Below are 11643 nucleotides of genomic sequence, written 5' to 3' on the forward strand. Positions count from 1 at the left end.
CGGCTACCCGTATTTCTACGGAATTTTCCACAAAAAAAGCCGTCCTCACGGACAGCTTTCAATATCTTGAATTTTCAATTACTGTACTTTCACAAGCTCAACATCGAAGATCAACCAGGCGTTTGGTGGAATAACCCCTCCTGCTCCTCTTTCTCCGTACGCCATTGCTGGTGGGATCAATAAGGTAGCCGTTTCACCTTCTTTAAGCAACAGGATTCCTTCATCCCATCCTTTGATTACTCTTCCCATTCCGATTGGAATTTCAATAGGCTCGTTTCTTTTGAATGAAGAATCGAATTCTGTCCCGTCGATTAATTTACCTGCATAGTGTACAGATACATTATCACCAGATTTGGGAGCTTTTGCCCCTGCCACTGTTTTTGTGATCTTGTAATATAATCCCGATTCAGTTTTCTGCATTCCAGCTTTAAGGTCTTCGACCATTTTCTCCTGGTTAGCTTTGAATTCCTCTTCTTTTTTCTTTTTGTCAGCTTCTTCTTTAGCAATATACGCTTTATTGTTTTCTGCGATTTTAGCTTTTCCTTCCGTGAAAGTTTTTGCTGCATCGTAGTTCTTGTAAGCATCCCCTTTTCCGAAAACAGAAACTTTCTCTAAAACGATATCTGTTTTAGGCTTGTCCTGAGCTCCTTTTTCTACGTTAGCGATTGCATCGATGACATCGTTACCTTTCACTACTTTTCCAAAGATCGTGTGTCTTCCGTCTAACCAAGGAGTAGCCACTTCAGTGATGAAGAACTGAGAACCGTTGGTGTTAGGTCCGGAATTCGCCATAGATAGGATTCCTTTACCTGTATGCTTAAGGTCGTTTTTCTCGTCCTCGAATTTATATCCAGGATCTCCCATTCCTGTTCCCTGAGGATCACCTCCCTGGATCATGAAATCTTTGATCACTCTGTGGAAAATAGTTCCATCATAAAAAGGAACTCCTTTCGCTTTAGCTTTGTTGTCTATTTTCCCTTCTGCAAGACCGATAAAATTGGCTACAGTTACTGGTGCTTTTTTGTCTTCGAACTGCACGATCAGATTTCCTTTAGAAGTCTGAAGATTTGCATAAAGTCCGTCATTAAGACCTTCGTAAGTTTCTTTGTCTACGTTCATTTTTTTATAGATTGGGGTACAACTCATCAGCGAGATACTTGCCGCTGCCAGAATTATATTCTTGTTAAACAATTTCATTATTTATAGAGCTTTTAATTTTATGATCAATGGTATATCGTTGTCTATATTCTTTTCGTCTCCAAAAGTCCCGTAGGCCAGTGAAGAAGGGACCAAAAGCGTTACTTCCTCTCCATCATGCATAAAACGCAAAGCATTCTCTACCGCTTTCAGTTCATCAAAATGCCCGAATCTGGCATCTCTTCTTTCAAAAGGTTTATCGTAGATCCTGGTTTCGTCAAAATCATACAGATCGTAGGAATAAGAGATCGGCGTATCATCCGCTCTTCTAGTTCTCTGATCAAAACCTTCAACAGTTACCCAGTAATTAAGCTGTGTAGGATAATACTTCACAGACTGTCCGGTGATCCAATCCTGAATCTGGCCTCGTTCTATGGTATTCAGATTCTTCATCCTTTCCTTGGAAACATCCAGATCTTTCTGACTCAACACTCCGCCTACGGGAGGATGTGCTGTGGGCGCATTCCGGTTGCAGCTTAACAAACTTACTGCTGATATGAAGAGTAATTTTTTCATAAACTTTTGCGAAAATACGCATTTCGGGGAAATATTGTTCAATCGGTTTTAAAAAATTTTGGAGAAAATGATGAAGTATTTCAGGAGGATGAGATTATGGGAGATTTAAAGATTAAAAAAAATTTAACCACAAAAGTCACAAAAGCTTAGAAAACACTTTAGTAATTTTTAAAGTTGAATAGATTTCGCATAGTAAGAACACTTACGTTCTTATGAAAATCTTTGATTTTCTGCTTTTGTGATCTTATTGTTTTCACGATGCTAAAACGTTTAAAACTGTTCTGAAGTGTTTAACATTAAAAACTTTTGTCTCTTTTGTGGTTGAATTAATGAGTTATTTAAAACAAAATCACCCCACAAAGAGGTGATTATATGCTTTGGTATTGATCTATTACTGGATAGTCACTTTAATCATCTGTGGTACGGCAGGAAGAGTAGTAAACGGATTGGGATTGGCTAATTGCTGTACCGGCTGGCTTTCAGCCTGCGCCGGCTGAGATCCGATATGAGCGCCCGGGAAAGAGCACTGTAGTGTTCCACTATCAAAAAGCCCCATGATAGAAGAGATATCTCCTCTCGTTGAGCCATCTACTCCGTTATTGACAGATGCAACGAACCAGTCATTAGATTGCCCGTACATCGTTGCGAGTGCGATACGATCTCCTTTTCTAGCGGATATGGATTGGGAAGCTTTACCACCATTGTTCCCGTTGATTCTGGGCTGCAAAACAGTTGTCGCAGGATCTTTAAGAACATATACTTCTTTAATGCCGGATTGGGTTTTAAGAAAAGCTGCAAGCACATCTGCATTTCCCTGCTGGGAAAGTTCCTTCAGACCTTGTCCGCGGTCATTTTCTCCGGTTTTAAAGATAGGATTATCATTGCCGCTGTATACTACGACCAATACCGGTGAAAACGGAGAATTAGGTCCAGTAATACCTGTAAGATACTGTTCAAGAGTGGTTGTTTTTCCGGTTTCAGCAAGATCGGTCAATCCGTTAGCTGATAATTTACCCGGCGTAAAAATTGGATCTTCTTTTACAAGCGTATTCCCTGAAATATGGGATACGGCCCATACTCCTGCACTGATAGGTGTTTCATTGGCTGTCCCGCCTGAGGTATTGGTGATTTTCAAAGTGAACTTGGTTCCTCCGTCATGGGTCAACTCAGCTTTCAGCAATTGGTAGGCAGGAACGCTTAATGCAATTTCAGCCACATTCTTTATCGGATTTTCCACTGTTCCAGGATGATTCACTGAGGGTCCTGGAGTTTCATTGACACGGGTCCCGTTGTCCCAAAGTCTGATCTGTGAAGAAACATTTCCGGTTACCGGATCACCATTGTCCTGATACAATTTTATTCCAGGATTGGCAGGAGCGAAAAACAGATCATTGCTATTTCCGTACATCGCCGCAAAACTTATGGTCTGACCTTTTCCGGCATAAAAGCTAAAAGAAGTAGATTCTCCCGGATTAAGAACAGGGGATGAACCCGCATTCTTGAACGTTCCGAATTGGGTCAGTGCTTTACTATCAATTATATTTTCTACGGTTATTGTGGCCGAGTCATTTACCGCCTGCTCTGTATCATCATCAGTACTGCATGAGGAAAAAGCTAAAACGCCGATAACCGAAAGCAGACCAAGAAGTAATTTGAATTTCATCAATTGCATCGTATTCTAAATTTTCTGAAAAATTACCAATATTTAGCGAGAAAATAAAAAAAACCGGCAGAATAAATTTCTGCCGGTCGTATTATTGAATCAAATCATGTTAAAATTAAACCGTTTCCAGAACGTCTTTTTCAACGACTACTCTCCATCCGAAAGAGTCTTCGCTCAGGTTGTTCTGAAGATCTGTAAGGTCCTTTTTAAGGATTGCAGCATAGCTTTCCTCATCTGATAATCTTGGAAGTTCAAGTTTTACGCCTTCATATCCTAAAGCCTGGAATACAGTAGTTACAACCGCTGTCCCTACTCCCCAAACTTCTTTCAACGTTCCGTTTTTCTGAGCTTCTACAACCGTTTTCACTGCTACAGGCTCTATTTTCACCTCAATTCCTCTTTTCTTAGCAAGTTGGATGAAGCTGTCTCTTGTTACCCCGTCAAGGATTTTTTCAGAAGTCGGCGGCGTGTAGATAGTATCGTTAATTCTTACGAATACGTTCATGGTACCACTTTCTTCAAAATATTCGTGAGTTGCATCATCCGTCCAGATAATCTGCTCGTATCCTTCTTCAATAGCCAGCTGTGTAGGATAGAAAGAAGCGGCATAGTTACCTGCTGCTTTTGCTGAACCTACTCCTCCGTTGGCTGCTCTTGAATAATGATCTGAAATTTTTACAGAAACCGGCTCTGAATAATAACTTTTCGCTGGTGTAGCAACAATAGCAAACATATATTTATTGGCAACTCTTGCTTTCAAAGCTTCCTCCGTAGCAAAAATCAATGGTCTTATATATAATGACATTCCCTCTCCTTGTGGAATCCAGTTTCTGTCAACGTCCACCAATGCTTTTAATCCGTCCAAAAACATTTCCTCAGTTACTTCAGGCATTGCCAGACGAGTTGCTGATTTGTTGATACGCTCAAAATTCTTTTCTGGCCTGAAAAGGAAAACCTGCCCGTCTTTGTCTTTATAAGCTTTCATACCTTCAAAACAAGCTTGTCCGTAGTTTACACCCATCATGGCTGGTGTAAATGGTATAGGACCGTAAGGAACCAATTTTACATCACCCCACTTTCCATTTTCATACTCACATATCACCATATGGTCAATAAAAGTACTTCCAAATGAAAAATTGTTCGGATCGAATTCCGAAAGTCTGGAGTTTTCAGTTTTTTGAATTATCATTTTTAAAAATTTTTACGATGTTCTACAAATTTAACATAATTTTCTAAATATAAAAATTTTGGAGTAAATTTGACAAAAAAATAGCTTGAAAAGAGAGATTAAAACCACAAACGACGGTAGTAAAACATTGTTTATCAGTGATTTAAATGAAAACTACCATTCTCATCATGGAGCGCTCCAGGAAGCAGAACATGTGTTTATCAAAAATGGACTAAATCAAGTAAATGATTATGAAATTAATATTTTAGAACTCGGTTTTGGAACAGGTTTGAATGTTTTGGTGACAATTAATGAATATTTAAAAACTGACAAAAATCATGTCATCAACTATTTTTCTCTGGAAAAATACCCCATAAATGAATCCGAAATTAATGATCTCGCCTACTTTGAGCATTTTGATAACCCGGAATTCAAAAATATTTATCAAAAAATTCATCAGGCAGACTGGGGAAAATCGGTTGAAATCATTAAAGGTTTTCATCTTAAAAAGATCGAATGCGACTTCTTCTCCCTGAAAGACATAGACTTACCTAAAATCAATCTGGTTTATTACGACTGCTTTGGTGCAAGAGTACAGCCTGACTTGTGGGAAAAACCGCTTTTTGAAATGGTTTCCGACAAAATGTCCGTTAACGGTTTATTAACAACCTACTCTTCAAAAGGAAGTGTACGAAGAATTCTTCAGGATCTTAATTTTAAAGTGGAAAAAAAACAGGGACCTCCGGGAAAAAGAGAAATGATGAATGCCGTAAAGATGGAAATCAAAGAAAACGAATCAAACAACGAAGAAGAGGCAGAAGCTAAATCTTAAAGAACCAAGCAGGGAATGGCAAATTTATCTTTTGGGTTTCGCCTTTTCCACTTATTTCCTTATTTTAGCGATACAAAATATTATATATGATTGATAAGGTCAACATTAGAGTATATGCGTGCGCAATAAAAGATAAAAAAGTACTGACCCTCTTTGAAGAGTATGCTGGTGAACCCCTAATGAAGTTTCCGGGAGGCGGTTTAGAATTTGGAGAGGGACTCCTGGAATGTCTTCACAGGGAATTTGATGAAGAACTTAATGTTAAGATAGAAGTTGTAGAGCATTTTTATACCCAGGAAGATTTCCTTGTTTCCCGTTTCAGAGAAAATGAACAGTTGCTTACCATATATTATATAGTAAAAATCACCACTGAAGAAGACTTTCTTATCCTGGATCCATGTATTGAGAGAACAGAATGGATAGACATCGATACACCAGATAATCCATTTCCGCTTCCGGTAGATAAAATAGTATTCGATAAATTAAAAGAAAAATTCCTGTAAATAATTTACAGGAATTTTATATTTATTTTCTGACTTTAAAATCTCCAGCTCCCGGATAAGGCTGCAAATACCCTGAATTCCAGTTAGACTGCAGAAGAGACTCAATAAACTCATCTGTTCTGTTTTTATGAGGATTGTATTGGTCTTTCAGGTCAATATCTGCCATTTTACCTTTTACATTCCACCAGAAAGCGCTCCATCCGCCTCTAAGTTCTTTAATGATCTCATATACATTTTTACCGGTAGCTCTGTTCATGAGCTTGGCAAAAACCTGGCCTTCCGTCGTGGTAAGATCCCTCAGTTGCTTTTCATACTGATCAGCAAGCATATTCTGTCTTTCTTTGACAAATTTCCTTTTGGCTTTACTGTCCATATCATTCATATCAGCCTGGATATCTCTGTACTGCTGGAGTGCAGTAACAAACAGCGGATAGACTCTGTTCAGTTTTTTATTAAGGAAATAATAGTAATTTTTATCCAGTTGGTTATTAAACCTCGGTTTATTCACCAAAACCAGCTCCTCCAGCACCACCACCGGCTCGCCGTTAATTTCATAAACCTTCATCTTCTGACGTTCGTCATAATAATATTTATTACCGAACTCATCTACTTTCAATGATTCCGCAGGATATTGATTGAGAGGTTTTGCAACAATAGAATCCTTCTGACCAAAAACACTGACTCCAAAAAAGAAGATAAAAAGACAGACAATCTTACTAAAATTCATTATTTTTACACTTATAATAACAAAAATTAAACGCAAAAATCATTCCTTTTTATGAAATTTGAAAAGAAATCTTTAAAATTTTTAGAAAAATATTTAAATACCTCTTCTCCAACAGGTTACGAACACAAAGGCCAGGAAATCTGGATGGACTACATCAGACCGTATGTAGATACAATCGAAGTGGATCATTACGGAACATGCTATGGGATAATCAATCCCGAGGCCGAATTTAAAGTAGTGATTGAAGCGCATGCTGACGAGATCTCATGGTACGTGAATTACATTACAGATGACGGATTGATCTATGTTATCCGAAACGGTGGCTCAGATCAGACCATCGCGCCTTCTAAAGTGGTACATATTCATGGTGAAAACGGAATTGTAAAAGGCGTATTCGGATGGCCCGCCATTCATACCCGGTCCAATCAGAATGAACCTACTCCTAAAATTGAAAATATCTTTATCGATTGTGGAGCCATTTCCAAGAAAGAAGTGGAGGAAATGGGAATTTATGTAGGATGTATGATCACGTACCCAGACGAATTCTTTGAAATGAATGACAGATATTTTGTCTGCAGAGCACTGGACAACAGAATCGGAGGTTTTATGATCGCAGAAGTGGCCAGACTTTTAAAGGAGAACAAAAAATCGATTCCTTTTGGACTGTATATCACGAATTCTGTACAGGAAGAAGTGGGATTGTATGGCGCTGACATGATCGCAGATACCATTAAACCCAATATTGCTATCGTAACAGATGTTACCCACGATACCACTACCCCAATGATTGAGAAGAAAAAAGAAGGTGACCAAAAGTGCGGTGACGGACCTGTGGTTTTCTTTGCTCCAAGCATTCATCATACCATCAGAGAACTCATCATTGATACTGCAAAATCCAAGAAAATTCCTTTCCAGAGAGCTGCCGCCAGCAGAGCTACTGGAACAGATACTGATGCTTTCGCCCATTCCAACGGTGGAGTACCAAGTGCGCTAATTTCGTTACCTTTGCGCTACATGCATACAACGGTAGAAATGGTATCTAAAGAAGACGTAGGCAACGTGATCAAACTAATCTACGAAACTCTTCTGAAGATCAAACCGGAGATGAAACTGAAGTATCATTAAGAGACGAAAAGACACAAGAACCAAGATATAAGATGTAAATGGGCAGCTATTCAAATGTCTCCTACCTTTAAAGAGTCCTGATTCTTGGGTATTGGCTCTTGACTCTTGGTTCCTGATTCTAAATATCTAATATAAAAGTAAAAATGAAAACGAAGCTTATCGCTCCTTCCCTTTTATCCGCAGACTTCGGGAATCTGCAAAGAGACATTGAAATGCTGAACAACTCCCAGGCAGACTGGTTCCACATTGATGTGATGGATGGGAGGTTCGTTCCCAACATTTCATTTGGTTTTCCCGTAATGAAGACCGTTCAGCAGCATGCTAAAAAATTTGTAGATGTTCATTTAATGATCGTTGAGCCGGATAAATACGTAGATGAATTCATCAATCATGGTGCAGACCTTATTTCTGTACATTATGAAGCTTGCACTCACCTTCACCGAACGATCCACCATATCCAGAGCAGAGGGGCAAAAGCTGGGGTAGTTTTGAATCCTTCCACTCCGGTATTGATGCTTGAGGACATCATCGCTGATGTAGATCTTGTACTTTTAATGAGTGTAAACCCAGGATTTGGAGGACAGAAATTCATTGAAAACACGTATAAAAAGATTGCAGAGACTAAAGATCTTATCCTGAGCAACAATTCAACGGCACTGATCGAAATTGATGGTGGTGTCAATCTTGAAAATGCTTCAAAACTATTCGAAGCAGGAGCAGATGTTCTTGTGGCAGGAAATGCAGTATTCTCTGCAGAGAGTCCGGAAAGAACGATTGAATTGCTGAAAATCTAAAAACTTAACAAGTACTTACCTACCAAAGGCAGCCCAATAAGCTGCCTTTGATTTATTAGTAAAACAATGGTTATTAGTCTACCTGCTGAAAATTAAAACTCAGATCACCTCCATTGTAATTAAACGAAATATTAGTAGGAAAAATCTGTGATGAAGTACTCAACCAACGGTATTCCAGAAATTTAATATTGCCTGCAGTGATTGGATATACCGCATTACCATTATCTGGCCTGGTCTTTTTATACCAGTCATTGGAATTCATTGTAATCACATACTTTTTATCTTTCTCCAGAGCTAATTCTGCAATAACCTTTGTGAATAAAGTGTTTGAAGCTGACACATTTACCATTTCCGTCCTCAGCACCGTTTTAGCAGTATAATCCCATATTGTCACCTTTAAATCAGGATTTACATCCGGCAACCGTAGTGTAATTGCATTGATCTTTCCTTTTACATTCGGTGAAAACACGAGACCAAATTCATAATTTCCTGAATTGATAAAATTAGTGGTCATTGTAAATCCTGCATTTTCCTGATATTTAGCTAATGGATTCTCTTCTGCATAGACGATAGGTTGAGGAATCGATTCATCATCATTCTTACTGCAGCTTGTTATTAAGAATACTGAATTCAAGGCCATTGCTATACAAAGACTTTTACGAGATAGCGATCTCAAAGTAGAAAAAACTTCTAAATGTTTCATTGGTTTTAATTTTAATCATTAATGGCACAAAGATTAAAATAACCGGGAGATAAAACATCAGGAAAAACACTGTTTTAAGATGAGTTATTGCCCTATTTTTGATGGTATACAATGACTAAAAAAGAGAAAAAGGCAGCTCCTGAGGGCTGCCTTTCTTCTTGCGGAATTTGAGCTTATGTGGTTATTAGTTTTTTATTATAAGATTTAATGCTTAAGATTCCTTGTGTTATTGCTGACGTAAAATTGCAAATAAAAATACATACGGCACATCCGTAGAAATACTGAATCTCCATTAGGTATTTCTACTTAATCCCGGAAATAATTAAGGTAATTCTTTGCGCCAGATACAGGCACAAATTACCAAAACGATACTTATGACTGAAAATATCGTTCTGACCGTATTCAGAAGATTCCATCTGTTTTCAAAACTTTCACGCATCTGCTTAATAGCTTCTACTGTCGAACTGCTGATATCAAACTTATCCAGCATATCATTTAAAGGAACATTTCCTACAATGGTCACCCCAAATACACCGATCAGATAAGCAGCAGAAGCCAATAAAAGAAAGATAAAAACAGATGACTCACCACGGAACAGAAAAGTGGTTACAGGAAGCAACACCGCACTCCCCATAAAACTCATAAAGAATACAGGATTAAGAATCTCCCGGTTAATACTCTGCATGGATTTGAGATATTCGGTGTCAGAAAGTTTTCCCAGTCCGAGTACAACCGAACATGAGTAGGCATAGAAAAGCCCGGCGATCAAAGCCGTAAGTACGGCAGTCATGAGTAAAAATACCGTTGTCATTTTCATATATTTTGATTTGTGATATAAAACAAAAGAATCCTAGTAAGGATTCCATTTTTTGATGATTTGCTGTGCGGTCATGATCATTTCTTCATCCCAGTTCTCGGGTTTGAAATACTGAAACGCTTCATTCTTAACTTTTGCGACACTACTCTCATCAAACAGCATCTTTGTCAATTTTGTCTGTTCATCATAAAGCACCATATCTTCTACAGGTTTCGAATCCACTCCAATTCTTCTGTTCCAAACTTTCTTATCTTCAGACCGATCTTCAGACTTACTGATAATTTCTTTGACCCGATTAAAATCAGCAAAAAAGAAAAGCTTATCAGACTCAGCACTTAAGGTATGCCCAAGCCTTTCGATAACAATATATTCAAGGTTTTGACATTGGGATAATACTTCAGGCAACATCTCTACTATTTCGTCGGGAATACGGTCATCATGGGTATCTCTCCTGACTGGTTTCTTTGCGTAAGCACTTTCCTGCCAGCTTCCTCCGGAAAGATGGATTTCTTTCACTTTCTCCAGTGGATACAGTTTTATAATTTCCTGCATGCTTACTCCAAAATTGCATGACTGACAGTAGATATTATGAAGATCCAAAATAAGAAAACCTTCAATATCTTCTACGAGTTGATCCAGAAAAACTCCCTGCTCTTTCACATCGTCTATAGAAAAAGAAAAAGCAAGATTTTCGACTCCAACCGGAATTTCAACAGCATCCTGAAGTCTTTTAAGCCTGTCTTTTCCAATCTGAAGGGTTAAGGGATGCATTGGAACAGGCAACGGAACCCCCTGATGAAAATTTTCAGTATTCATAAACCCGAAATGTTCGGTGATATGATTGTATTTTCGATTGGCACATTCCTTTTTTAATTTTTTAAGCCATATTTCCTGCCTCTCATTCCATCTGGCATCAAAAAGGGAATAATAAACGCCATGTCCCAAAAGCCGGTTATTGGCTGCATAAAAATCCAGTAATCCCGAAAGCCATTCCGGCTCATTTACATCATAGAAGGTATCAAAAGACCATTCCAAAACATCCACAGAATTATTCTGCAGAAGAGGAAGTATCGCGGAAACAAAATCTGCTTCCGGCATCATTGATAATCCTAAAAAAGGCTTACTCATAAATTATCCCATTCCACAGGCAGGACAGCCGCCACCAGTTCTGAGAATCGTATCTTTTTTGGGAACAAACCTTGTTTCAGCAGTCTATATGGACTTCGGAGAATCTGCTTTCTTTATTTTACTTGCCGGTTTTTTCGCCTTTTTAACAGGTTTTGTAGTCTGTGCCGATACACTTACGGCCAATAAACTGGCCATTACTAATGCTGGAATTTTCATATTCTTTTTTTAATGGAACTTACAATAAGTATTCCATTCATGATTATGCTAAAAATACAACAATTTACGGAAGGACATTTTAAAATTTAAAGTTCTTGCTGATATTTTAATACGAAAAATCAGAATCACTCTAATTATCCTAAAATGTAATATCCTTTATTTATATTTAACGTAAATTATAAAGGAGCATGAAGAACAGGTTGATCAAAGCCATTTTCTTAGGATTGATAGCATCATCATATACCATTAACGCA

12 protein-coding genes and 1 pseudogene are annotated in these 11643 nt (G+C 38.2%); 4 read left to right on the top strand and 9 right to left on the bottom strand.

All coding sequences use genetic code 11. From position 1 onward, the window contains the following. Positions 1–78: 78 nt before the first annotated feature. The 4 genes from BUC06_RS20065 to BUC06_RS20080 form a co-directional block, all read right to left on the bottom strand. Entirely contained in the window at positions 79–1119 is a 1041-nt protein-coding gene (locus BUC06_RS20065) for a peptidylprolyl isomerase (protein WP_228423857.1), read from the bottom strand. Positions 1120–1200: 81 nt separating this feature from the next. Further along, the gene (locus BUC06_RS20070) at positions 1201–1713 is read right to left on the bottom strand and encodes an FKBP-type peptidyl-prolyl cis-trans isomerase (RefSeq protein WP_073335864.1); all 513 of its coding nucleotides are present in this window, start codon (positions 1711–1713) and stop codon (positions 1201–1203) included. 391 nt (positions 1714–2104) lie between these two features. Continuing rightward, positions 2105–3376: a spondin domain-containing protein gene (locus BUC06_RS20075; RefSeq protein WP_083564145.1), complete on the bottom strand. Its 1272-nt coding sequence runs from the start codon at positions 3374–3376 to the stop codon at positions 2105–2107. A gap of 115 nt (positions 3377–3491) precedes the next feature. Next, positions 3492–4565 carry a branched-chain amino acid aminotransferase gene (locus tag BUC06_RS20080; RefSeq protein WP_073335868.1) on the bottom strand — a complete coding sequence of 358 codons (1074 nt, stop codon included), beginning with the start codon at positions 4563–4565 and terminating at the stop codon, positions 3492–3494. 85 nt (positions 4566–4650) lie between these two features. Here BUC06_RS20080 and mnmD point away from each other — a divergent pair, with 85 nt between their 5' ends. Then, positions 4651–5376: a tRNA (5-methylaminomethyl-2-thiouridine)(34)-methyltransferase MnmC2 gene (gene mnmD, locus BUC06_RS20085; RefSeq protein ID WP_073335870.1), complete on the top strand. Its 726-nt coding sequence runs from the start codon at positions 4651–4653 to the stop codon at positions 5374–5376. Positions 5377–5462: 86 nt separating this feature from the next. Continuing rightward, positions 5463–5879 carry an NUDIX domain-containing protein gene (locus tag BUC06_RS20090; protein ID WP_073335872.1) on the top strand — a complete coding sequence of 139 codons (417 nt, stop codon included), beginning with the start codon at positions 5463–5465 and terminating at the stop codon, positions 5877–5879. Between the two features lie 22 nt (positions 5880–5901). Here the strand turns inward: BUC06_RS20090 and BUC06_RS20095 are convergent, their stop codons facing one another. Next, positions 5902–6606: a DUF4294 domain-containing protein gene (locus BUC06_RS20095; protein WP_073335874.1), complete on the bottom strand. Its 705-nt coding sequence runs from the start codon at positions 6604–6606 to the stop codon at positions 5902–5904. 51 nt (positions 6607–6657) lie between these two features. Between BUC06_RS20095 and chrP the strand changes: the two genes are divergently transcribed. After that, a complete protein-coding gene (gene chrP, locus BUC06_RS20100; protein ID WP_073335876.1) occupies positions 6658–7731 on the top strand; it encodes a chryseobasin maturation metalloprotease ChrP in 1074 nt (357 codons plus the stop codon). A 143-nt stretch (positions 7732–7874) separates the two neighbouring features. Next, positions 7875–8525 (top strand): ribulose-phosphate 3-epimerase, encoded by a 651-nt coding sequence (gene rpe, locus BUC06_RS20105; protein ID WP_072923387.1) that lies wholly within the window; start codon positions 7875–7877, stop codon positions 8523–8525. Positions 8526–8598: 73 nt separating this feature from the next. On the opposite strand, the gene BUC06_RS20110 is transcribed toward rpe, so the two are convergent. The 4 genes and pseudogenes from BUC06_RS20110 to chrA all read right to left on the bottom strand — a co-directional run bounded on the left by BUC06_RS20110 (position 8599) and on the right by chrA (position 11389). Beyond that, a complete protein-coding gene (locus BUC06_RS20110; protein WP_139263406.1) occupies positions 8599–9228 on the bottom strand; it encodes a DUF4082 domain-containing protein in 630 nt (209 codons plus the stop codon). Positions 9229–9550: 322 nt separating this feature from the next. Beyond that, entirely contained in the window at positions 9551–10039 is a 489-nt protein-coding gene (chrI, locus tag BUC06_RS20115) for a chryseobasin maturation helper ChrI (protein ID WP_167367442.1), read from the bottom strand. A gap of 39 nt (positions 10040–10078) precedes the next feature. After that, positions 10079–11173, bottom strand: a complete 1095-nt coding sequence (gene chrH, locus BUC06_RS20120; protein ID WP_073335882.1) for an MNIO family chryseobactin maturase — start codon at positions 11171–11173, stop codon at positions 10079–10081. A 3-nt stretch (positions 11174–11176) separates the two neighbouring features. Further along, positions 11177–11389: pseudogene (gene chrA, locus BUC06_RS24510) on the bottom strand (MNIO class RiPP chryseobasin precursor ChrA). Positions 11390–11643 lie beyond the last annotated feature (254 nt).

This window comes from Chryseobacterium carnipullorum, from assembly GCF_900142785.1.
GTDB classification, from domain to species: domain Bacteria; phylum Bacteroidota; class Bacteroidia; order Flavobacteriales; family Weeksellaceae; genus Chryseobacterium; species Chryseobacterium carnipullorum.

Coding starts and splice junctions, on each gene's coding strand:
- BUC06_RS20065 (WP_228423857.1), bottom strand. CDS start 1,119: ATGAACGTAGACAAAGAAACTTACGAAGGTCTTAATGACGGACTTTAT.
- BUC06_RS20070 (WP_073335864.1), bottom strand. CDS start 1,713: ATGAAAAAATTACTCTTCATATCAGCAGTAAGTTTGTTAAGCTGCAAC.
- BUC06_RS20075 (WP_083564145.1), bottom strand. CDS start 3,376: ATGAAATTCAAATTACTTCTTGGTCTGCTTTCGGTTATCGGCGTTTTA.
- BUC06_RS20080 (WP_073335868.1), bottom strand. CDS start 4,565: ATGATAATTCAAAAAACTGAAAACTCCAGACTTTCGGAATTCGATCCG.
- BUC06_RS20090 (WP_073335872.1), top strand. CDS start 5,463: ATGATTGATAAGGTCAACATTAGAGTATATGCGTGCGCAATAAAAGAT.
- BUC06_RS20095 (WP_073335874.1), bottom strand. CDS start 6,606: ATGAATTTTAGTAAGATTGTCTGTCTTTTTATCTTCTTTTTTGGAGTC.
- chrP (WP_073335876.1), top strand. CDS start 6,658: ATGAAATTTGAAAAGAAATCTTTAAAATTTTTAGAAAAATATTTAAAT.
- rpe (WP_072923387.1), top strand. CDS start 7,875: ATGAAAACGAAGCTTATCGCTCCTTCCCTTTTATCCGCAGACTTCGGG.
- BUC06_RS20110 (WP_139263406.1), bottom strand. CDS start 9,228: ATGAAACATTTAGAAGTTTTTTCTACTTTGAGATCGCTATCTCGTAAA.
- chrI (WP_167367442.1), bottom strand. CDS start 10,039: ATGACAACGGTATTTTTACTCATGACTGCCGTACTTACGGCTTTGATC.
- chrH (WP_073335882.1), bottom strand. CDS start 11,173: ATGAGTAAGCCTTTTTTAGGATTATCAATGATGCCGGAAGCAGATTTT.